17 protein-coding genes and 1 pseudogene are annotated in these 22,148 nt (G+C 72.7%); 9 read left to right on the top strand and 9 right to left on the bottom strand.

From position 1 onward, the window contains the following. Positions 1 to 103 precede the first annotated feature (103 nt). Together FH715_RS01095 and FH715_RS28710 are read left to right on the top strand one after the other, a co-directional pair. On the top strand, positions 104 to 1,171 hold the full coding sequence (locus FH715_RS01095) for a ComEA family DNA-binding protein (protein ID WP_246108472.1): 1,068 nt from the start codon (positions 104 to 106) through the stop codon (positions 1,169 to 1,171). Between the two features lie 649 nt (positions 1,172 to 1,820). Continuing rightward, positions 1,821 to 3,422, top strand: a pseudogene (locus FH715_RS28710) (ComEC/Rec2 family competence protein); the annotation flags it as partial. Positions 3,423 to 3,697: 275 nt separating this feature from the next. Here FH715_RS28710 and FH715_RS29640 read toward each other — a convergent pair. Together FH715_RS29640 and FH715_RS28700 are read right to left on the bottom strand one after the other, a co-directional pair. Then, positions 3,698 to 4,171 carry a pyridoxamine 5'-phosphate oxidase family protein gene (locus tag FH715_RS29640; protein ID WP_139640384.1) on the bottom strand — a complete coding sequence of 158 codons (474 nt, stop codon included), beginning with the start codon at positions 4,169 to 4,171 and terminating at the stop codon, positions 3,698 to 3,700. Positions 4,172 to 4,295: 124 nt separating this feature from the next. Then, a complete protein-coding gene (locus FH715_RS28700) occupies positions 4,296 to 4,535 on the bottom strand; it encodes a hypothetical protein (RefSeq protein ID WP_139640383.1) in 240 nt (79 codons plus the stop codon). 69 nt (positions 4,536 to 4,604) lie between these two features. Between FH715_RS28700 and holA the strand changes: the two genes are divergently transcribed. Continuing rightward, positions 4,605 to 5,597 carry a DNA polymerase III subunit delta gene (gene holA, locus FH715_RS28695; protein ID WP_139640382.1) on the top strand — a complete coding sequence of 331 codons (993 nt, stop codon included), beginning with the start codon at positions 4,605 to 4,607 and terminating at the stop codon, positions 5,595 to 5,597. Positions 5,598 to 5,933: 336 nt separating this feature from the next. Here holA and rpsT read toward each other — a convergent pair whose 3' ends face one another. Further along, positions 5,934 to 6,200 (bottom strand): 30S ribosomal protein S20, encoded by a 267-nt coding sequence (gene rpsT / locus FH715_RS01070; protein WP_097232921.1) that lies wholly within the window; start codon positions 6,198 to 6,200, stop codon positions 5,934 to 5,936. Positions 6,201 to 6,456: 256 nt separating this feature from the next. Here rpsT and lepA point away from each other — a divergent pair, with 256 nt between their 5' ends. Both lepA and FH715_RS01060 read left to right on the top strand, forming a co-directional pair. Next, on the top strand, positions 6,457 to 8,322 hold the full coding sequence (gene lepA, locus FH715_RS01065; RefSeq protein WP_139640074.1) for a translation elongation factor 4: 1,866 nt from the start codon (positions 6,457 to 6,459) through the stop codon (positions 8,320 to 8,322). Between the two features lie 167 nt (positions 8,323 to 8,489). Next, a complete protein-coding gene (locus FH715_RS01060) occupies positions 8,490 to 10,364 on the top strand; it encodes an AMP-dependent synthetase/ligase (protein WP_139640073.1) in 1,875 nt (624 codons plus the stop codon). 60 nt (positions 10,365 to 10,424) lie between these two features. Here the strand turns inward: FH715_RS01060 and hemW are convergent, their stop codons facing one another. Beyond that, positions 10,425 to 11,657: a radical SAM family heme chaperone HemW gene (hemW, locus tag FH715_RS01055; RefSeq protein ID WP_139640072.1), complete on the bottom strand. Its 1,233-nt coding sequence runs from the start codon at positions 11,655 to 11,657 to the stop codon at positions 10,425 to 10,427. A 55-nt stretch (positions 11,658 to 11,712) separates the two neighbouring features. Between hemW and FH715_RS01050 the strand changes: the two genes are divergently transcribed. After that, complete coding sequence (locus FH715_RS01050) at positions 11,713 to 11,976, top strand: hypothetical protein (RefSeq protein ID WP_097232917.1); 264 nt, start codon at positions 11,713 to 11,715, stop codon at positions 11,974 to 11,976. A gap of 197 nt (positions 11,977 to 12,173) precedes the next feature. On the opposite strand, the gene FH715_RS01045 is transcribed toward FH715_RS01050, so the two are convergent. Both FH715_RS01045 and FH715_RS01040 read right to left on the bottom strand, forming a co-directional pair. Then, positions 12,174 to 13,034, bottom strand: a complete 861-nt coding sequence (locus FH715_RS01045) for a DUF3097 domain-containing protein (RefSeq protein ID WP_139640071.1) — start codon at positions 13,032 to 13,034, stop codon at positions 12,174 to 12,176. A gap of 36 nt (positions 13,035 to 13,070) precedes the next feature. Continuing rightward, positions 13,071 to 13,793, bottom strand: coding sequence for an MBL fold metallo-hydrolase (locus tag FH715_RS01040; protein ID WP_139640070.1), 723 nt, complete (start codon positions 13,791 to 13,793; stop codon positions 13,071 to 13,073). A gap of 394 nt (positions 13,794 to 14,187) precedes the next feature. On the opposite strand from FH715_RS01040, the gene hrcA reads away from it, so the two are divergent. From hrcA to FH715_RS01025, 3 genes are all read left to right on the top strand, one after another. Further along, complete coding sequence (gene hrcA, locus FH715_RS01035; protein ID WP_139640069.1) at positions 14,188 to 15,204, top strand: heat-inducible transcriptional repressor HrcA; 1,017 nt, start codon at positions 14,188 to 14,190, stop codon at positions 15,202 to 15,204. After that, entirely contained in the window at positions 15,205 to 16,341 is a 1,137-nt protein-coding gene (gene dnaJ / locus FH715_RS01030; RefSeq protein ID WP_139640068.1) for a molecular chaperone DnaJ, read from the top strand. An 81-nt stretch (positions 16,342 to 16,422) separates the two neighbouring features. Beyond that, entirely contained in the window at positions 16,423 to 17,169 is a 747-nt protein-coding gene (locus tag FH715_RS01025) for a 16S rRNA (uracil(1498)-N(3))-methyltransferase (protein WP_139640067.1), read from the top strand. A 30-nt stretch (positions 17,170 to 17,199) separates the two neighbouring features. Here the strand turns inward: FH715_RS01025 and FH715_RS01020 are convergent, their stop codons facing one another. The 3 genes from FH715_RS01020 to FH715_RS01010 form a co-directional block, all read right to left on the bottom strand. Then, positions 17,200 to 18,270 (bottom strand): dTDP-glucose 4,6-dehydratase, encoded by a 1,071-nt coding sequence (locus FH715_RS01020; protein ID WP_170184590.1) that lies wholly within the window; start codon positions 18,268 to 18,270, stop codon positions 17,200 to 17,202. A gap of 2 nt (positions 18,271 to 18,272) precedes the next feature. After that, positions 18,273 to 20,585: a non-ribosomal peptide synthetase gene (locus tag FH715_RS01015; RefSeq protein ID WP_139640065.1), complete on the bottom strand. Its 2,313-nt coding sequence runs from the start codon at positions 20,583 to 20,585 to the stop codon at positions 18,273 to 18,275. Between the two features lie 148 nt (positions 20,586 to 20,733). After that, the gene (locus FH715_RS01010) at positions 20,734 to 22,092 is read right to left on the bottom strand and encodes a serine hydroxymethyltransferase (RefSeq protein WP_246108471.1); all 1,359 of its coding nucleotides are present in this window, start codon (positions 22,090 to 22,092) and stop codon (positions 20,734 to 20,736) included. Positions 22,093 to 22,148 lie beyond the last annotated feature (56 nt).

The raw sequence follows: 22,148 nt of genomic DNA, 5'->3' as shown, positions 1-22,148 counted from the left end.
CGGGCGGAAGAGCGGTCGCGGACCGGCGCGTGGCGCCGGGCCGCGGCACGCGGTGCGGCGCCGGCCGCGCCCGCGCCGGCCCGGTGCGCCACCGCCGGGCGGCGTGGAGCGCCGCGCGGCGGACCTCTTCCCGAGCGACAGGGAGACACCGCCGACACCGGTGGCGACGACGGCCCGCCTCGACCCGCCGCCCGAGCCGTGGCCCCGCCCGTTGGCCGGCGGAGCGGACGCGGAGCCACGGCAGGGCACGGAGCGGCGGTCCGGCGTGCCGGGCGGGTTCGGGGCACGCGGTGGTTATGCCGAGTTCGCCACCTCGGGCTCGGGGGAGGCGTTGGATGCGTCGGATGCGTCGGGGGGTTTCGTCGGCTCGCGCGACGCGGACGACGCCGGCGGGGAGGATCCGGAGCTTCCGGAGCCGCCGCCGGCCGCGCTGCCCTGGCGGCAGCGGACGCGGTTGGCGCTGTCCGAGCGGATGCCGGCCTGGCTGCGGGGGCGCTGCGGTCTCGAACCACGCTCCTGGCTGGCCCTGCTGCTGGTGCTGGTCGTCGCTTCCGGCTTCGCCGTCCACCACTTCTGGTCGGGGCGAGCGCGCGCCGTCCCGGTCACCGAGCCGGCCACCACGGGGGACGACGACCCCACGGCCGAGGTGGCTGCCGAGGGGGAGTTCACCTCGGGAGACCCCGCCTCGGCCGAGGCCGCCGGCGCATCGGCCGGTGAGCGGGGCGGGGGGAGCGTGGTGGTGGTCGACGTGGCGGGCGAGGTGCGGGAGCCCGGGCTCTACCGGCTGCCGACCGGGTCCCGGGTCGCGGACGCGCTGGAGGCGGCCGGCGGCCCGGTCGCCTCGGACGACGCCGAAGGGCTCAACCAGGCACGGCTGTTGATCGACGGCGAGCAACTGCTGGTCGGCGAGGAAGCGCCGGTCCCCGCCGCCGCACCACCACCCGAAGGCGGCGGCGGACCGGGCGGCGGACCACCGGCGGGACCGGTCAGCCTCAACTCGGCGACGACCCAGCAGCTTGAGGCGCTTCCGGGCATCGGCCCGGTACTGGCCCAGGAGATCGTGGCCCACCGTCAGGAGCGGGGCGGCTTCACCGCTGTCGAGCAACTGGGCGAGGTTTCGGGCATCGGCGAACGCCGACTGGCGGAGTTGCGCGACCGTGTCACCCTCTGACGGCCTCCGCCCGGCCGACGGCCACCGGTCGGCTGCCCGCCGCCTCCGCCCGGTCGCCGACGAGCCGCGGGCGGCGCCCCCCGACAGCCCGTCCGACGCCCGGGGCGGACGGCGGTCGGCCCTGCCGCCCGCCGAGCGCGGCCCGCTGGACCTGCGGCTGGTGCCCGGCGCCGCGGCGGCCTGGGGAGCTGCCGCCGTCGCCTGGGATCTGCCGGTGCGGGCCGGGGTCCTCTCCGCCGCCGTCTGCTGCCTGGCGGGACTGGCCCTCCTGGCGCTGGCCCTTCGACGCCGCCCACGGCCGGTGGTGACGGCGCTCAGCCTGGCGCTGCTCTGCGCGGCGGCCGGCGCGGTGGCCGCCACCAGCCATGTGGCGACAATCCGTTCGGGCCCCTGGACCGAGCTGACCGGCAGACAGGTGACGGTCGAGGCCCGGCTGACCGATGACCCGCGCCTGGCAGCCGCCAGGCCGGAGCGTCCGACCCGCTCCGTGCTGCTCACGGCCGAGGTGCGTCGGCTGACCGCGGGGCCCGGCGAGGTCTGGTCGTCGGCGGGGCCGGTGCTGCTGGTGGTGGAGGCCGAGGAACCGGCGCCCTGGCTGGCGTTACTGCCCTCCACCCGGCTTGAGTTGACCGTCCGGGTCGGCGAGCCGATGCCGCACCGGGACGGCGAGTGGAGCGCGGTGCTGCGCGCCGACGGCGCGAGCGCGCCCCAGGTCACCGGCGCGCCCGACGCGCTCCAGCGGTTCGCGGGGATGCTCCGCTCCTCGCTGCGCGAGGCGGTCGCGGGGCTGCCGCCGGACGCGGAGGCGCTGTTGCCCGCCCTGATCGTCGGGGACGGTTCCGGCGTCCCCGAGGAGCTGCACGACGCGGTGGTGGCGACGGGGCTGAGCCATCTGATCGTGGTCAGCGGAGGGCATCTCGCGGTGCTCTTCGCCCTGCTGATCGGCACCCCGGGCAGCGTCTCCCGGGGCGAACGCGGCGGCCTCGCCGCCCGGTTGGGGCTGCCGCTGCGCACCACGGCGCTGTGCGGCGGGCTGTTGCTGCTGGGGTTTCTGCTCATCTGCCGCCCGGAGCCCAGCGTGCTGCGGGCCGCGCTCTGCGGCGGGATCGCGCTGCTGGCCGTGGTCACCGGCCGCCATCGCGCGCTGCTGCCGGCGCTGGCAGCTGCCTCGCTGCTGCTGGTGCTGCACGATCCGTCCCTGGCGCGCTCGTTCGGCTTTCTGCTGTCCGTGTTGGCGACGGGCGCCCTGCTGCTGCTCGCCCCCGGCTGGAGCAGGGCGCTGTGCGCGCGTGGTGTCCCGGTGCGGCTGGCCGACGCCCTCGCGGTGGCGGCGGCAGCGCATCTGGTCTGTGCCCCGGTCGTCACGGTCTTCGCGGGCCAGGTCAGTCTGGTCGCCATCCCGTGCAACCTGCTGGCCGAGCCGGCCGTGGCGCCCGTACTGGTGCTGGGCTGGGCGCTGTTGTCGCTGGCCCCGTGGTGGCCGGCGGCCGGGGAGGTGCTGGCCTGGCTGGTGAGTTGGCCCGCGCGGTGGATCGCGGCCGTCGCGCGGGGCGGCGCCGCGCTGCCCGGCCCCGAGCTGGCCTGGCCGGCCGGTTGGTGGGGCGCGGCGTTGCTGGCCGCGGTCAGTGTCGCGCTGGCTGTGCTGCTGGCCCGCCGCTCCCCGTGGCGACGTGTGTGGGCGCTGCTCGCCGTGTTGGCGCTGCTGGTGGCCGTGTTGCGTCCCGCGCCCCTCACCCGGGTGCTTACCGGCTGGCCCCCGGACGGCTGGCGGCTGGTCGCGTGCGACGTCGGTCAGGGAGACGCCCTGGTGGTGGCGGCGGGCCCCGGGACGGCGCTGGTGGTGGACGCCGGGCCCGATCCGGCCTCCGTGGACCGTTGCCTGACCGGTCTCGGGGTGCGTCGGGTGCCGCTGTTGGTGCTCACCCATTTCCACAGCGACCATGTGGCCGGTCTGGATGGCGTGTTGCGCGGTAGAGAGGTGGCGGCGATTCAGACGGGGCCGGCGGGGGAGTCCTCGGCCGAGGCCGCGCGGGTGGCGCGCTCCGCCGCCGAGGCCGGGGTGCCGTTGCGCCGCGCGGAGCCGGGTGAACGGCGTCGGGCCGGTCCCGAGTTGAGCTGGCGGGTGTTGTGGCCGCCGGCGGACGCGACCGGGCTGGGGGACAACGACGCCAGCGTCACCTTGCTGCTGCGCGCCGGCGGGCTGACGCTGCTGCTCCCCGGCGACCTCGAACCGTCGGGCCAGCGCGGGCTGTTGGACGCCCACCCCGACCTCGGCCCGGTCGACGTGCTGAAGGTTCCCCACCACGGCTCTGGCCACCAGCATCCGCCGCTGCTGCGGGCGTCGAGGCCCCGGCTGGCGCTGATCTCGGCCGGCGCGGACAACGCCTACGGTCATCCGGCGCCCGACACGGTCACGGCCCTCACCGAGGCCGGTGCCGTGGTGCTGCGCACCGACACCGAAGGCGCGCTGGCCGTGGTCGAGTCCGCCCCCGGCCGTCCCGGCGGCGTGGTCCGCGACGGCCGGGTTCAGACCAGCCAGCGCCCCTCGTGCATCAGTTCCCAGCCCTCGATCTCGTGCTCCTCGTGCCAGGCGCGGATACGGCGTGGACGGAAGCGCAGGAACCGCCAGGGTGCCTTCCCCCTCGGGTCCCAGCCGGACTTGGTGACGAACGCCTGGCCCACGGCCGGCGGCAGCGCCTCATCCGGCAGCAGCTCGCCCGCCGTCTCTATCAGCACCACGTCCCTGGTGTGCCCGAGGCTGATCACCGCGTGCCCGTTCGCTGCCACGTTGCGGGCGGTCGGGTTGGTCTCGCGGGTGTTGCACAGCACGGTTCCGTCCCACCACAGGAAGGAGAGCGGCACCATGCACGGCACCGCGCCGCCGTCGGGGCTGTTGGCACCCGCCGTCGCCACCCAGCAGTCCGGCTCCCGCTCCAGGCGGGCCAGGAGGTCTCGTCGCCGTTGGGCGCCGGTGCGGGGCGTGTTCGGGTTGTCGACCATGGCGTGGACGCTAACCCCCGTCCGGGCTCGGCCACATCGGCCGCACGCCCTCGGGCTCCCGCCCGAGGCCGCATGTCCGAGGGCGCAGGCCCGAGGGCATGGGGACCGGGCTCGGCCGGGAGCCCTACTCCCGTTCCAGCCAGCCGTCGTGCTCCTCGGCGAGGGCGGTCAGCGGCGCGGGATCGGCCACCGGCCCCTCCAGGACGATCAGCCACTGGGCGTCCTCGGCGTCGTCCTCGCCGGCCAGCGCGTCCCGCAGCGGCTCGGGCTCCTCCGGGAGCCCCAGCAGCTCTGCCACCCGTTCCGCCACCTCCTCGGCGGCCTCGCGGTCCGGCAGCACCAGGATGAGTCGCGCGTCAGTCACGCCGCCATTCTCCCGCCCTCCACGCTCCGGCCGAAGCGGACCTGGTCTCCGCTGTCAGTGGCGCGTGCGATGCTGGGCGGCATGGCTGGCAGGGGTAGCGGAAGTACGGGGCAGCCGGCGGCGGTGACGCTGGCCGTGGGCCAGGAGGAGCTGCTGCTGGACCGCGCGGTGCGCGAGGTGGTCGACGCGGCGAAGGCGACCGATCCGGACACCGACGTGCGGGAGTTGGCCGCCCCCGAGCTGCGCCCCGGGACGCTCGCCGAGCTGACCAGCCCCTCGCTCTTCGCCGAGCGCAAGGTCGTGGTGGTCAGGGCGGCCCAGGACCTCGCGGCCGACACGGTCAAGGACGTCAAGGACTATCTGGCGGCGCCCGCCGAGGAGATCAGCCTGGTGCTGGTGCACGCCGGCGGCGCCAAGGGCAAGGGGCTGCTGGACGCGGCCCGCAAGGCCGGTGCCGCCGAGGTCGCCTGCCCGAAGATGACCAAGCCGGCGGACCGGGTGGCGTTCACCAGGGGCGAGTTCCGCGCGCTGGGCCGCTCGGCCACCCCGGGCGCCTGCCAGGCGCTGGTCGACGCGATCGGCGCCGACCTGCGGGAGCTGGCCTCGGCCTGCGCCCAGCTGGCCGCCGACATCGAGGGTGCCATCGACGAGGCGGTGGTGGGCCGTTACTACACGGGCCGCGCCGAGGCGTCCAGCTTCACGGTCGCCGACCGCGCGGTCGAGGGCCGCACGGCTGAGGCCCTGGAGGCGTTGCGCTGGGCCCTGGCCACCGGCGTGGCCCCGGTGCTGGTGACGAGCGCGCTGGCCCAGGGGGTGCGGGCCATTGGGAAGTTGGCCTCGGCGCCGGGCGGGATGCGTCCCGGCGATCTGGCGCGGGAGCTGGGGATGCCGCCGTGGAAGGTGGACCGCGTTCGGCAGCAGGCCCGAGGCTGGTCGGCCGACGGCGTCGCCGTCGCGCTGCGCGCCGTCGCGGACGCGGACGCCGCGGTCAAGGGCGGCGGTTACGACCCGGCGTACGCCCTGGAGCACGCCGTGATCACCATCGCCCACGCCCGCCGCTGAGCGCTCCGTCCCCGCACACGTCGGCCCGCACACGTCGGATCCCCACATGCCGGATCCCCACATGCCGGACCGCACACGTCGAGGGGCCCCGGCCGCCTGGGGTGGCGGTCGGGGCCCCTCGGGTGCCGCGTGAGCGGCCCTGCTGTGTGTGTCGTCCGGTCCTGCCGGCTCCGCCGGTTGGCGGCCGGGCGGTGAGCACCGCACCCGCGTGGCGAACTTGGGATCAGCGCGGTGCCGGTGAGCGTCGGTCGGCGCGGAGAGAGGGGCCGCGAAAGCCTGACCGGCGTCGTCGTCCGCCCGGGCTCGGGGCTCGTTCAGCCCCGGGCGCGGAGTCGGTCAGCCCTGGAGCTCGTTGACCCGGGCGGCCAGCGCGGACTTCTTGTTGGCCGCGTTGTTCGGGTGCAGCACACCCTTGCTGACGGCCTGGTCCAGCTTGCGGGCGGCGACTCGGCGAGCGGCCTCGGCCGACTCGTAGTCACCGCTGGCCGCGGCCTCGCGGGCGCGACGGATCGCGGTCTTGACCTCGGACTTGACCGACTGGTTGCGCAGCCGGGCCTTCTCGTTGGTCTTGATCCGCTTGATCTGGGACTTGATGTTCGCCACGAAAGAGAGCCTTTGCAGGTTCGAGAAGTATCGGAAGCCCCGACGGGGCGCCCGAACGTTTCGGATGTTCGGTCGTGCACGGGACGGCGGTGAAGCGGGTGAAGCGTGGTTCCGCCCCCGGCGGTCCGTCCCATACCGGAGGCAGTGTGCCAGCGTACCAGCGCCCCCCGAGCCCTTCCCAATCGGAGCCGGCTTCCCGCGCATGGGACCATGGGAGCGACCAAGCGACCCACCGCCATCACCGACAGGACCCCGCGTGCCCGCGATCCCTTCGAACGCGCCGGAGCCCAGCCGTACCGCCCCGGCCATCATCCGCAACTTCTGCATCATCGCGCACATCGACCACGGCAAGTCCACCCTCGCCGACCGGATGCTCCAGTTGACCGGGGTGGTCGAGCAGCGGCAGATGCGCGCCCAGTACCTCGACCGGATGGACATCGAGCGCGAGCGCGGCATCACCATCAAGTCCCAGGCGGTCCGGATGCCCTGGGGCGCCGAGGACGGCACGGCCCATGTGCTCAACATGATCGACACCCCGGGCCACGTGGACTTCACCTACGAGGTGTCCCGTTCGCTGGCGGCCTGCGAGGGCTGCATCCTGCTGGTCGACGCCGCGCAGGGCATCGAGGCCCAGACCCTGGCCAACCTCTATCTGGCCATGGAGAACGACCTCACGATCATCCCCGTGCTCAACAAGATCGATCTCCCGGCCGCCCAGCCGGAGAAGTTCGCCGCCGAGCTGGCGCACCTGATCGGCTGCGACCCCGGCGACGTGCTGCGCGTCTCGGCCAAGACCGGCGAGGGCGTCGCCGAGCTGCTCGACGAGGTGGTCCGCCAGGTGCCGGCACCCGTCGGCGAGGGCGAGGCCCCGGCGCGCGCGATGATCTTCGACTCGGTCTACGACTCCTACCGGGGCGTGGTGACCTACGTGAAGATGGTCGACGGCCGGCTGAGCAAGCGCGAGCGCATCCAGATGATGTCGACGGGCGCCACCCACGAGCTGCTGGAGATCGGGGTCAACTCCCCCGAGATGGCCCCCGCCGACGGTCTGGCCGTCGGCGAGGTGGGCTATCTGATCACCGGGGTGAAGGACGTCCGCCAGTCCAAGGTCGGCGACACGGTCACCTTCCAGCGCCACGGCGCCACGGAGCCGCTCGGCGGCTACAAGGACCCCAAGCCCATGGTCTTCTCCGGGCTGTACCCGATCGACGGCTCCGACTACCCGGCGCTCCGCGACGCCCTGGAGAAGCTCCAGCTCAACGACGCGGCGCTGGTCTACGAGCCGGAGACCTCCGCGGCTCTCGGCTTCGGCTTCCGGGTCGGCTTTCTCGGCCTGCTCCACCTGGAGGTCATCCGTGAACGCCTGGAGCGCGAGTTCGGTCTGGACCTGATCGCCACCGCTCCGAACGTGGTCTACGGCGTGACCATGGAGGACGGCACCGAGCACATCGTGACCAACCCGAGCGAGTTCCCCACCGGCAAGATCGACGAGGTCCGCGAGCCGGTGGTGCGGGCGACGCTGATCGCCCCCAGCGAGTTCATCGGCGCGATCATGGAGCTGTGCCAGACCCGAAGGGGTTCGCTCCAGGGCATGGACTACCTCTCCGAGGAGCGCGTCGAGCTGCGCTACACGCTGCCCCTCGCGGAGATCGTCTTCGACTTCTTCGACGCGCTGAAGTCCAAGACCAGGGGCTACGCCTCGCTGGACTACGAGCCCACGGGCGAGCAGACCGCCGCGCTGGTCAAGGTCGACATCCTGCTCCACGGCGACAAGGTCGACGCCTTCTCCGCGATCGTCCACAAGGACAAGGCGTACGCCTACGGCGTGAAGATGGCCGGGAAGTTGCGGGAGTTGATCCCCAGGCAGCAGTTCGAGGTGCCGATCCAGGCCGCGATCGGTTCGCGGGTGATCGCGCGCGAGACCGTGCGCGCCATCCGCAAGGACGTGCTCTCCAAGTGCTACGGCGGTGACATCTCCCGGAAGCGCAAGCTGCTGGAAAAGCAGAAGGAGGGGAAGAAGCGGATGAAGATGGTCGGCCGGGTCGAGGTGCCGCAGGAGGCGTTCATCGCGGCTCTCTCCTCGGACTCCGACGGCGGCGGCGAGGCGAAGAGCAAGAAGTAGCGTGCGCGGGCCCCGGCGCCCGGGGCCCGCCCGCCCACGACGGCACGAGTGACCATCCCCCCTTGACATCCCCCTTAACAGAGAGGGCCGCGCCGCTTAGTCTGTTCGCCCCGGCGGAAAGTTACCCGCAGGTCACCCCCGTTGCAGCGCGGCACCCGGAGGAATTCGTGAGCGAGAGTGAGCAGGCCATGGCGAACCGGCCACCGTCCGTGGCGCACCTGTTCCTGGAGCGGGTCGAGGCCACCCCGGACCGGAAGGCCTACGGCTACCCGGTGCCCAGCGCGGGCGAGGGCCCCGACGACTGGCGTTCCTACACCTGGGCCGAGGCCGGCACCCGGGTCTTCGCCATCGCCGCCGGGCTGATGGACCTGGGCGTCCGTCCCGAGGAACGGGTCGCGATCGCTTCCTCTACCCGCGTCGACTGGGTCCTGACCGACCTCGGCATCATGTGCGCCGGCGCCGCGACCACCACGGTCTACCCGCAGACCAACGAGGACGAGACCGCGTTCATCCTGGCCGACTCCGGCAGCCGCGTGCTGGTCGCCGAGAACGCGGAGCAGCTGGCCAAGGTCAGGGAGCGCCGCGCCGAGCTGCCCGAGCTGAAGCACGTCGTGGTGATCGAGGGCGACGACGCGGTCGCGGCCGAGGGCGACCCCGAGGGCTGGGTGCTCTCGCTCGCCGAGCTGGCCGAGCGCGGCGCCCGCTTTCTGGAGGAGAAGCCGGACGCGGTCCGCGACACGGTCTCCGCGCTCCGCCCCGACCAGCTGGCCACGCTGATCTACACCTCGGGCACCACCGGCCGCCCGAAGGGGGTCCGGCTGCGGCAGGACACCTGGTCGTACATGGGGTGCGGCATCGAGCAGATCGACATGATGCTGCCGGAGGACACCCAGTACCTCTGGCTGCCGCTGGCCCACGTCTTCGGCAAGGTGCTGCTCGCCGGCCACATCAAGGTCGGTCACGTCCTGGCCGTGGACGGTCGGGTCGACAAGATCATCGAGAACCTTCCGGTCGTCAGCCCGACCATCATGTGTGGCGTTCCGCGCATCTTCGAACGCGTCTACAACGGTGTCGCCGCCAAGGCCAAGGCGGGCGGCGCGGTGAAGCACCGGATCTTCACGTGGGCCGCCGACGTCGCCAAGGAGTACGCCAAGGTCTCCCAGGACACCCGGCGCCGCACCGGGCGGGCCAGCGTGCCGCCGGCCCTCGCGACCAAGCACCGGATCGCCGACAAGCTGGTCTACGCGAAGATCAGGGCCGCCTTCGGCGACAACATGATCGGCTGCGTCTCGGGCTCCGCCGCGCTCACCCCCGAGCTGGGCTACTTCTTCACCGGCGCCGGCGTCCCCATCCTGGAGGGCTACGGGCTCACCGAGTCCGCCGCCGCCAGCTTCGTCAACCGCCGCGACGCCAACCGCGTCGGCACCGTCGGCAAGGCCCTGCCCGGCCTGGAGGTGCGGATCGCCGAGGACGGCGAGGTGCTGCTGCGCGGCCCCGGCATCATGGACGGCTACCACGGCAGGGAGGACCTGACCGCCGAGGTGCTGACCGAGGACGGCTGGTTCCACACCGGGGACATCGGCGAACTGTCCGACGACGGCTATCTGACCATCACCGACCGCAAGAAGGACCTCTTCAAGACCTCGGTCGGCAAGTACGTCGCGCCCACCGAGATCGAGGGCCGCTTCAAGGTCATCTGCCCGTTGGCCTCCTCGATGCTGGTGATCGGCGCCGGCCGCAAGTTCTGTTCCGCGCTGATCGCCCTCGACGAGCCGGCGCTCATGGCCTGGGCCAAGGAGAACGACGTCCCCGGCGACTACGCCGAGGTGATCGCCGACAAGCGGACCGTCGCGATGGTCGACGGCTACATCGAGCAGCTCAACGCGAGCCTCCAGCGCTGGCAGTCGGTGAAGTCCTTCCGGCTGCTGCCCCGCGAACTGGACATCGAGCACGGCGAGCTGACCCCGAGCCTCAAGCTCAAGCGCCCCGTCGTCGAGGGCGAGTACCAGCACCTGATCGACGAGATGTACCCGACGACCTGACCCCGGCCCTGACCGCTGCCCCCTGCCCGTCGGCCCGGCCCCGGCCCGCAGGGCGGCGGCTCAGTCCACCAGGTCTCTGACCAGGGCATCCGCCAGCAGACGGCCGCGCAGCGTCAACGCCGCGCGGCCGTCAGCGAACGCCTCCTCCACCAGCAGCCCGTCGGCCAGCGCCCGCCGCGCCGCGGCCAGCCCCGCCGGCCGCAGCAGCGCCAACGGGCAACCGTCCACCAGCCGCAGCTCCAGCATCACGCGCTCCACCCGCCGGTCGTCCGGGTCCAGCACCTCGCGCCCGGCGGCCGGCGAACGGCCCTCCGCGAGCGCCTGGGCGTACGCGCCGGGGTGCTTCACGTTCCACCAGCGCACCCCGCCCACGTGGCTGTGCGCCCCCGGGCCCGCGCCCCACCAGTCGGCGCCGGTCCAGTACAGCTCGTTGTGACGGCAGCGCCCGGCCGGAGCGGTGGCCCAGTTGGAGACCTCGTACCAGGCGAACCCGGCCGCGCCCAGCACCCGCTCGGTCTGGAGATAGCGGTCGGCGTGCACGTCGTCGTCGGTCATCGGCATCTCGCCGCGCCGCACCCGCTGCCCGAGCCTGGTGCCCTCCTCCACGATCAGCGAGTACGCCGAGACATGGTCCGGCCCGGCGGCGATCGCCGCCTCCAGCGAGGACTGCCAGTCCGCCTCGCTTTCGCCCGGGGTGCCGTAGATCAGGTCCAGGTTGACGTGCGCGAACCCGGCGGCGCGCGCGTCGGCGACGGCGCGCTCCGGGCGCCCGGGGGTGTGGGTGCGCTCCAGCAGGCGCAGCACGTGCGGGCTGGCGCTCTGCATCCCGAACGAGACACGGGTGAAGCCGGCCTCCCGCAGCGCGGCGAGCCCGGCGCGGTCCACCGAGTCGGGGTTGGCCTCCGTCGTGACCTCGGCGTCCTCGGCCAGCCCGAACTCCTGGCGCACCGTGTCCAGCATCGCCGCCAGGTCGGCCGGCGGCAGCAGCGTCGGGGTGCCACCGCCGACGAAGACGGTGGCGACGCGGCGTGGATCGTCCCCCAGCACCTTCCTGGCCAGCCGGATCTCCTCGGCCAGCACCGAGGCGTAGTTCTCCCGCGAGGCCAGCGCCCCGCCGGAGCCGCGCAGCTCGCTCGCCGTGTAGGTGTTGAAGTCGCAGTAGCCGCAGCGGGTCGCGCAGTACGGCACGTGCAGATAGAACGCGAGCGGGCGTTCGGCGGCGCTGGCCAGCGCGGCGGGCGGCAGGGAGCCGTCACGCGGCGCGGGGTCGCCTTCGGGCAGGGCGGAGGGCATACTCGCCATTGTCCGGCATCGACGGGGAACGGCCGCGAGGCGGGGAGGAGGCACCGTGTTCGACCTGCGGATCTCCTTCACGACCGAGGCCGCCGAGTCCGCCGAGCGGATGGCGCCGCACCGCAAGAAGCTGCTGGAACGGGGCCTCGCCAAGCTCGCCCAGGACCCGTACCACAAGGCGAGCGCCCCGGTCGGCACCCACGAGGACAACCGCAAGGCGCAGGTCGCGCCCGGCATCCTGATCGAGTACCTGATCGGTCAGGGGCTGATGGTGGTCGTGGTGGTGACCGTCTTCGACGAGGACCTGTTCCTGGTCTGAGCGTCTTCGCGGCTGAGCGTGTTCGAGGCGGAACGTCTTCGGGTCTGAGCGTGTTCGGGTCTGAGCGTGTTCGGGTCTGAACGTCCTCGGGTCGGAACGTCTTCAGCTCTGAACGTCCTCGGCTCTGAACGTCTTCCGGTCCGAGGTTCTTCCGCTCCGCGCGCCGCCGGCGCGCGGGCTCTCGACGGGCGCCCGGGTCAGGGACCCACGGGACCGGCCGGCGAGCCGACCGTCACGTGGTCGATCAGGTGCTCGACGGGGCCCAGCAGCCCCGGGTCCAGGTCGCGGTAGTCCCGCACGCTCCGCAGCACCCGCTGCCACGCCGCACCCGTGTTCTCCGGCCAGCCCAGGGCGCGGCACACCCCCGTCTTCCAGTCCTGGCCGCGCGGCACCTCGGGCCAGGCCGGGATGCCGACCGCCGCCGGGCGCACCGCCGCCCAGATGTCCACGAACGGGTGCCCGACCACCAGCACCACGTCCTCGCCGTGCACCGCGCGCACCTCGTCGGCGATGCGGGACTCCTTGGAACCCGGCACCAGATGGTCCACCAGCACCCCGAGCCTTGCTTCCGGCGTCGGCCCGAACTCCTCGACCACCGCCGCCAGATCGTCCACGCCCGCCAGGAACTCCACCACCACGCCCTCGGCCCGCAGGTCGTCGCCCCAGACCCGCTCCACCAGCTCGGCGTCGTGCCGCCCCTCGACGAAGATCCGCCCGGCGCGCGCCACCCGCGCCCGCGCCCGGGGCGCGGCGACCGAGCCGGAGGCGGTGCGGGCGGGTGGGCGCGCCCCGGCGGCCGGCTTGGGGCGCACGAGGGTGACTTCGCGCCCCTCCAGCAGAAAGCCGCGCGCCACCATCGGAAAGACCCGGTGCGCCCCGAACCGGTCCTCCAGGGTGACCGTCGGCCCCTCCGCCGTCTTCTCCCAGCGGATCACGGCCCCGCAGAAGCCCGTGGCGACCTCCTCCACCACCAGCCCCGGCTCGGCCTCCACCTCGGGCACCGCCGCCGGGCGCTTCCACGGCGGGGTCAGGTCCGGGTCATAGGAACGCGCGCGCATGGCCCCATTCGACCACGCGACCGTTCCCGTCGGCGGTCAGCCCGCCCCGTCCGCCACCCCGAAGCGCCGTGCGAGCGCCGCCCGTTGGGCGCGGACGAACGCGGCGTCCACGACCGCGCCGTGCCCCGGCACATACGCGGCGTCCCCGCCGCCCAGCGCCAGCAGCCGGTCCAGCGCGGCCGGCCAGCGCGCCGGCTCCGCGTCGGGCCCCGCCTGAGGCTCGCCCGACTCCTCGACCAGGTCGCCGCAGAAGACCACCGAGGGTTCGGCCGCCCCGTCGTACACCGCGACCACCAGATCGTGCGGGGCGTGCGCCGGCCCGAGCGGGGTGAGCACGGCGCGCCGGCCGCCGCCCAGCCCCAGCGTCAGCGGTTCGGTCACCAGGCGGGCCGGGGTGGGCAGCGCGGCGGCCGAACGTTCCGCCTCAGCGCGGTCCAGGCCGTGGGCGACGGCGTCCGCCGCCAGCCCGGCCGCCGGCAGCGGGCCGCCGGCCAGCACCTCGACGCCGGGGAAGCCGCCGGCGCCCAGCGCATGGTCGAAGTGCGGGTGGGTCACGGCCAACCAACGCGGTGGGCCAGCGAGTTCCGTGATCTCGGCGTGGAGGGCGGCGCCCGCGGCCAGCGAGGGCCCCGCGTCCACGACCAGCACGCCCTCCGGGCCGGCCACCGCGCCGACCGTCTCGTCCCAGCCGGGGAGGCGCCGGCGCGCCACCCCTGCGGCGAGCTGCTCCCATGGGGGCTGGTCGTTTCCCGTTGCCACGGGGTGAGCGTAGCGGCGGAGGTCGACCACTCACGTCAGCGCCTTGGGTGGGGTGTACGCGTGAGCCCGGTGTGTGATCGCTCGCGCGGTTTCCCGCGCCCCTCCCGTGCCGCTGGGCGGCTCCTTTCCCTCCGCTCTCCCTCCGCTCTCCCTCCGCCGGTCGCGGAGGCCGTCCGTTTCCGGCCGTTCTTCGGCGGGGTTCCGGTCGACTTCCCGTAGTGCCCCGGTAGCGCCGAGTGTCCCGCTTTGCCCGTGGATTCCGGCGTGGTTCTCTTCGGTCGCTCGTTCCCCGGGCGGGCTACTCCGCCGTACACTGGAGCAGTGTTGGCACTCTGCGCCGCTGAGTGCCAGGAGAGCGACGAGGGACCGACGAGCCGGACGGGAGGTGTGCGGCGTGCTCAACGAGCGCAGGCTGGAAGTGCTGCGGGCCATCGTCCAGGACTACGTGGGCACCGAGGAGCCGGTCGGCTCCAAGGCGTTGACCGAGCGACACAACCTCCAGGTCTCACCCGCCACGGTGCGCAACGACATGGCGGCGCTGGAGGAGGACGGCTACATCGCGCAGCCGCACACCAGCGCCGGGCGCGTGCCCACGGACAAGGGCTACCGCCTCTTCGTGGACCGGCTCGCCGGCGTCAAGCCGCTGTCGTCGCCCGAGCGGCGCGCGATCCAGCACTTCCTCGACGGCGCGGTCGACCTCGACGACGTGATCGCGCGCACCGTGCGGCTGTTGGCGCAGCTGACGCGGCAGGTCGCGGTGGTGCAGTACCCCTCGCTCAGCCGCTCGACGGTGCGGCACGTCGAGTTGCTGGCGCTCGCCCCGGCGCGCGTGATGCTGGTGTTGATCACGGACACCGGCCGGGTCGAGCAGCGGATGATCGACTGCCCGGCGCCGCTGGGCGAGACCTCGTTGGCCGATCTTCGCGCCCGGCTGAACAGCCGGATCGTGGGTCAACGTTTCTCCGAGGTGCCCCGGCTGGTCGCCGAGCTGCCCGAGGCGTTCGTCTCCGAGGAGCGGGGCGCGGTCTCGACCGTGCTCTCCTCCCTGCTGGAGACCCTGGTCGAGGAGACAGAGGAACGCCTGGTCATCGGCGGCACGGCCAATCTGACCCGGTTCCCGACCGACTTCCCGCTCACCATCCGCCCGGTGTTGGAGGCGTTGGAGGAGCAGGTGGTCATGTTGCGCCTGCTGGGCGAGGCCAGGGGCTCGGAGATGACGGTGAGCATCGGCCATGAGAACGCTCACGAGGGCCTGACCTCCACATCGGTTGTGTCGGTCGGCTACGGTTCTGGGGACGAAGCGGTCGCGAAGCTCGGAGTCGTCGGACCGACCCGGATGGACTACCCCGGAACGATGGGAGCGGTACGCGCGGTGGCACGGTACGTCGGACAAATCCTCGCGGAGAACTAGGTGGCGACGGACTACTACGCGGTCCTCGGCGTGCAGCGTGACGCCTCGCAGGACGAGATCAAGAAGGCTTTCCGCCGGCTGGCCCGGGAGCTGCACCCGGATGTGAACCCGGACCCCAAGACGCAGGAGCGGTTCAAGGAGATCAACACCGCCTACGAGGTGCTCTCCGACCCGCAGAAGAAGCAGATGTACGACCTGGGCGGGGATCCGCTCGGGGGCGCGGGCGGTGGCGGCGCCGGTGCCGGATTCGGCGCGGGCTTCGGGAACTTCTCGGACATCATGGACGCGTTCTTCGGCACGGCGTCCCAGCGCGGGCCCAAGTCGCGCACCAGGCGCGGCCAGGACGCGATGATCCGGTTGTCCATCGACCTCAACGAGGCCGCCTTCGGCACCACCCGGGAGATCCAGGTGGACACCGCCACGGTGTGCAACTCGTGCAACGGCGAGGGCGCCGCCCCCGGCACCTCGGCGCAGACCTGCGACATGTGCCGCGGTCGCGGCGAGGTCTCGCAGGTGACGCGTTCGTTCCTCGGCCAGGTGATGACCTCGCGTCCGTGCCCGCAGTGCCAGGGCTTCGGCACCGTGGTGCCCAACCCCTGCCCGGACTGCGCGGGCGACGGCCGGGTGCGCACCCGCCGCCCGTTGAACGTGAAGATCCCCGCGGGCGTGGACAACGGCACCCGCATCCAGCTGGCCGGCGAGGGCGAGGTCGGCCCCGGTGGCGGCCCGCCCGGCGACCTGTACGTGGAGATCCAGGAGAAGCCGCACTCGACGTTCCAGCGTCGCGGCGACGACCTGCACTGCACGGTCACCATCCCGATGACGGCGGCGTCCCTCGGCACCCAGGTGCCGTTGGACACGCTCGACGGCCGCGAGGAGGTGGACATCCGCCCGGGCACGCAGTCGGGGCAGTCCATCCCGTTGCACGGCCGCGGCGTGACGCATCTGCGCGGGAACGGCAGGGGCGATCTGATCGTCCATGTCGAGGTGATGACGCCGGGCAAGCTCGACCCCGAGCAGGAGGAGCTGCTGCGGCGGCTGGCCAAGCTGCGCGGTGAGGAGCGGCCGACAGGCCAGTTCCAGCCGGGTCAGCAGGGCTTGTTCTCGCGGTTGAAGGACGCGTTCAACGGCCGATGAAGCGGTTTCGATGAAGCGGTTCGAGGAGCGGCGGTCGATGAACGGCCCTTCGGCGGGCGGCCGTTCGACGAGCGGCGTCCGATGAGCAGCGCGCCGGTGTTTCTCGTCGGGTCGCTGGCCGGCGCCGAGCCCGGGGCGCCGTGGGTCCTCGACGGCGCCGAGGGGCGGCACGCGGTGGCGGTCCGAAGGCTGCGCGTCGGTGAGGAGTTGGTGCTCAGCGACGGCGAGGGCGCCGGGGTGCTGGGCCGGGTCGCCGAGGTCGACGGCCGGGACCGGCTTGAGGTGACGGTCCTGGAGCGCCGCGACGAGCCGGAGCCGACGCCCCGGATCACCGTGGTGCAGGCGCTGCCCAAGGGCGACCGCGGCGAGTTGGCGGTCAGCACCATGACCGAGACCGGGGTGGACGCCGTCGTGCCCTGGGCGGCGGCCCGTTGCGTCACCCAGTGGAAGGGCGAGCGCGGCGCGAAGTCGCTGACACGCTGGCGGGCCGCGGCCCGCGAGGCGGCGAAGCAGGCCCGCCGGCTGCGGGTGCCGGAGGTCGCGGAGCCGCTGGACTCGGCGGGCGTGGCCAAACTGGTCGCCGGCGCCTCGTTCGCCGCCGTGCTGCACGAGAGCGCCACGCTGCCGCTGGCCACGGCCCCGCTGCCCGCCGGCGGCCCGCTGCTGCTGGTGGTCGGCCCCGAAGGGGGCATCACCGAGGCCGAGTTGACGGCCTTCGCCGACGCCGGAGCCACCCCCTACCGGCTGGGCCCCACCGTCCTGCGCACCTCGACGGCCGGCCCCGCCGCCACGGCCCTGCTGCTGACCCGCACCGGCCGCTGGAGCTGATCCGCTACCGGGCCGGTGCCGGTGGCGTGGCTACCGGGAGGGGACGTGGCCGGGGCGCACCGCACCCCAGTCGAAGCCGAGTTCTCCCTTTGTCTCCAGGATCCGTTCCCACCAGGGACGTTGCTCGACGTACCAGTCGACCGTTCCTACGAGACCCGCGTCGAACTCGTGTACGGGGCGCCAGCCCAGCTGTGTTTCGATCTTGCTCGGGTCGATCAGGTAACGTCGGTCGTGGTTCGGCCGGTCCGGGATGTGTTCGATCCACTCCGACGGGTCCATCCCGAGGGCGGTGACGACTCGACGCGCGATCTCCACATTGGTCACCTCGTGGCGGGCGGAGACATCGAAGATAGGCAACAGTTCCGGCGCGGTGGCCGCCTCCGGAGGGGGCGGCTGCAGGTCGGCATGGAGAACTCGGTGCACCGCGGCGCAGTGGTCCGTCACGTGCAGCCAGTCGCGGCGCTGCAGCCCGTCGCCGTAGACCGGCACTTTCCGCCCGCGCAGCAGGTTCGTCACCGCCAGCGGCACCAGCTTCTCCGGCATCTGGAACGGACCGTAGTTGTTGGCGCAGTGGGTCATCCGGATGTTCAGCTCCGGGTAAGTCTGCATGTAGGCGCGCACGATCTGGTCTCCGGCCGCCTTGGCGGCGCTGTACGGCGTCTTCGCGTTCAACGGGGAGCGTTCGGTGAAGCACGCGCTCCGGGAGGGTAGTTCTCCGTACACCTCGATCGTCGACACATGGACGTGGGACCGGACAGGCACCAGCCGGCTGCACTCGGCCATGACCTGCGCCCCGAGCGCGTTGGATCGCATGAACAGGCTGGGGTCGAGAATCGCGCGGTCGTTGTGGGACTCCGCGGCGAAGTTGACCACATGGTCCGGCCGGTAACGGCGGTAGAGGGCCCGCATGGTGTCGAGATCGGCGATGTCGGCTTGCTCGAAGACGACCCGGTCGGAGACGCCGTCCAGGTTTGACCGGTTACCGGCGAAGCCCAGGTAGTCCACAGCGACCACCTCGGCGTCTGCCTCCCACTCCAGCAGGTGCCGCACGTAGTTCGCGCCGATGAAACCCGCGGCGCCGGTCACGAGATAGACGGGCATGGTCAGCTCCTGAGATCGGGCGACTCGGGGCATGAGGCGTCCGGTCGCGTGCCGTAACGGTTGGTCAGGTGATCCGTCAGCGCGGCGGCTGTGGGGTGGCGGTAGATGTCAGAGACGCGCAGCCGACGATCGATGCGCACCATGCTTCTGATGGCCTTCATGGAGTCCCCGCCGTTCTCGAAGAAGTCGTCGTGTCCTCTCAGGGGGACGCCCAGGACATCACGCCATGCGTCGAGCACCAGCCCGTACCACCCCCCGGCGCCCTCCGGTCCCGGCGTGGGGGTAGGCGGCGGTGAGGGCGTACGCCCCGGCTCCATGGCACCGAGCGCGCGCCGGTCGACCTTGCCGTTCGGATTCAGCGGCAGGGCGCTCACGATCTCGATCGCGCCGGGGACCATGTGCCGGGGGAGTCGTGCGCGCAGCGCGTCGAACAGCGGTGCTTGCTCCAGCCGTCGGCCACGTTCCGCGGTCACCCAGGCGACCATTGCCGGTCGCCCGTCCGGGGCCGGCCGGGAGACCACCACCGCGCGGCGCACCCCCGGATACGCGGCCAGTGTGGACTCGATCTCCCCCAACTCCACCCTGATTCCGTTGATCTTCACCTGGAAGTCGCGCCGACCGAGGATCTCGATAAGCCCTCCTGGCCAGAAGCGCGCCATGTCGCCTGTGCGGTACAGACGTTCGGGCCGGTGCCCGTCGTGGGACCACTGGACGAAGCGCTCGTCCGTCTGCTCGGGGCGGTCGAGGTACCCACGGGCCAGGCCGACGCCAGCGAGGTACAGCTCCCCGGGTACGCCGACAGGTACCGGCATCATCGACTCGTCGAGGATGTACGTCCGCTGGTTGGCCAGCGGACGGCCGTAGGGAAGGTGGCCGCCGTTCCAGCCCCCCGGACGCCACTCGTGAGCCGTCGAGTGGATGGAGGCCTCCGTCGCGCCGCCCAACGCGACGAACCTGAGGTTGGGGGCGATCGCCCGGAAGCGTTCTGGCATCGTCGCCGGAACCCAGTCACCGCCGGTCATGCAAAGCCTCAAGGGCAGTGGGCGGGCGCTACCAGCGGCCTCGGCGAAGTCCAGGAACAGCTCGATCAGCGGCGGTGCCGTGTTCCACACCGTGACGCGGTGCCGGTGGATCAGTTCCCACCACGACGCCGGGTGGTATCCGGCCGTTGTCTCGGGGATGACGACTGTTCCGCCGGCGAGGGTGATGCCGAGGAACTCGTAGACCGACATGTCGAATCCCGGCGAGGACAGCGCGAGCACCGCGTCATCTGACCCGACCCCGTGACGTGCGTTGAGATCGGCGAGGTTGTTGAGCACCCCTCGGTGGCACAGGGCGATCGGCTTGGGCGCCCCGGTGGAGCCCGAGGTGTGAATGACGTAACAAAGGTTGTCCGGGCGCACCGCGGTGGCAGGGTTCTCCGTTTCGTGCGCGCCACACGGGGCCTCCAGATCCTTCACGGACAGGTGGTGGCGCACCTGTGCGGAGAGGTCCCCTTCCGGGCCGCCGATCAGCACGGCGCAGCCGGTGCCGAGGAGCATCGCCTCCAACCGGTCCTCCGGATAGCCCGGATCCAGCGGCACATACGCTCCTCCGGCCTTCAGCACGCCCAGGATCGCCGTCAGCAGCTCGGGGCTCTTTTCCAGCCGGATGCCCACTGTGACGTCAGGCCCGACCCCGAGCGCGATCAGCCGGTGGGCCAGTGCGTTGGCCCGCCGGTTCACCGTGTCGAAGGTCCAGGCGTCTGTGCCGCACACGACGGCGACCGCCGCAGGCTCCAGTGCCGCCCTTTCCTCGAACACCTGGTGCAGGCAGACGTCCTCGGTGAGATGCGCGTCCGTCGCGTTCCAGGCGCGCAGCATGGTGTCGGCCTCGTCGGGCGTCAGGATGTCCAGCAGGGCGACGGGCGTGTGCGGGGAGCTCGTCATCCGTTTCAGCAGCGCGCGGTAGTGTCCGGCGGCCTGGTCCGCGTAGGGCGCGTCGAATACCGTGGCATCGAAGCTGAGAGTCCCCCTCGACGTCTCCGTGTCGACGCGCAGGACCAGTTCACGCCCGGCGTACGCCGCGTCGTCCGGGCCAACGGCGAACGAGAGGGCCAGTGGCGCCGGTTGGCGACCTGCGCGGGGCGCGTCGGCGAGACCCGCCACGAGGTCGGCGGTGGTCGCCTCCTCGGTGAGCGCGACGGACAGGGTCTCCGGGCCGTCGAGCACGTCGACGTCGACCCGGTCGAAGCCGGTGTACCGGTGCGTGAGCAGGGCCATGGCCACCGCGAGGACCGGGGCGGTGGGCAGCTTGCCGTCCTCTGGCAGCGGCACGAGGTCCAGGGCGCGTTCCAGACGCCCGCCGGGCGGCATTGTTGACGCGCGCGGTCCCAACCACGGGGGGAAGGCGGGTGGGGCCGGTCGGGGCGAGGGGGCGTCGAGTGTCATGACCAGTGCGTTCCTTCCGATCGTGCCGGGGCGTCTACGCGTCGTCGGAGCGCAGCGGGAAGCGCGCGCAGAGGGCGTCCACCCGGGCGCGCGCCGCGTCGCGCGTGGCCGGGTCCAGCGCGTAACGAGTGGTGCCCAGAGCTGTGACTCCGCGCAGCACGTCGTGCACGACGCCAGCGCAGGCGCGGACCTGGGAGGGGCTCATGCCGCGCTGCGCGAGGATGTTGGTGCCGAAGCGCAGGCCGCCGCTCACCGACGGGGGCAGCGCGTCTCCCGGGATCTTGTTCCTGTTGACCAGGATTCCGCACTCCTCCAGCGCGCGCTCCGCGACGACGCCGGTGAGCCCTGCGGGCCGGATGTCGACCAGCACCATGTGGTTGTCCGTGCCGCCCGTCAGCACCTTGTAGCCGAGGGTGGCGAGTTCGTCCGCCAGCGTCCTCGCGTTCGCCACGACGCGCCCCATCGTGGCGCGGAAGGACTCGGTCGACGCAATGGCCAGGGCGCGCGCCTTGGCCGCGATCGCGGAGGCGTCCGGCGTCCCCTGGAACCCGGGGAAGACGGCGCTTTGCATCAGCTTTCGAAGTTCGGTCCGGTTGTCCGGCGCCGTGCGGCGGTGGTCCTCGCCGAGTAGGATCAGGCCGCCCCTGGGCCCGGCGAGCTGCTTGTACGTGCTGGTCGTGGTGATGTGGGCGTGATCGATGGGGCTCGGGTGCAGCCCTGCGGCGACCAGCCCGGCGATGTGCGAGATGTCGGCGATCAGACAGGCGCCCACGCGGTCGGCTACGGCCCGGAAGCGGGCGAAGTCCAACCTCCGGGGGTAGGCGCTGGCCCCCGCGATGACGACGTGCGGACGGTGGGCGAGAGCGCGGTCCAGGACCGCGCCGTAGTCAAGGGTTCCGTCGGGCGCCACGCCGTAGTGGGCCACATCGTAGTACTTGCCGCTCACCGAGGCCGTGGCGCCGTGCGTCAGATGTCCTCCCGCATCGAGGCCCAGCGCCAGGACTCGGCCGCCGCGTGGCAGCAGCGCCCCCAGCACGGCGAGGTTGGCCGAGGAGCAGGAGTGCGGCTGGACGTTGGCGTAGCGGGCGCCAAAGACGCGCCGGGCGCGGCTGACCGCCAGCCTCTCGATCGCGTCGAACTGCGCGGCGCCCGGGTGGTAGCGCGCCCCGGGATAGCCCTCGGCGGTGACGTTAGACAGGACCGTGCCGTGCGCGCAGAGCACCGAGGGCGGGGCCGCGCTGGCGGAGGCGACCATCGACAGGCTGTCGGCCTGGTAACGCGCCTCGGCGTCGAGGAGCGTCCCGAGGTCCGGGTCTGCTCTCGTCAGCGTGTCCCAGCCCAGCGCGGAGAGGGAACGGGTCGTAGGGGCGGCTATCCGCCCAGGTTCGAGCACAGGAGATTCCTTACAGGTGATCGCATGCCGCTGGTCGTCGAAGAGGTCTCGGAATC

Origin of the sequence: Streptomyces sedi (genome assembly GCF_006335015.1) — a bacterium.
GTDB classification, from domain to species: Bacteria; Actinomycetota; Actinomycetes; order Streptomycetales; family Streptomycetaceae; genus Streptomyces; species Streptomyces sedi.
Note: the sequence above shows the minus strand (reverse complement) of the source record. Positions and strands in the feature narration are given on the sequence as shown.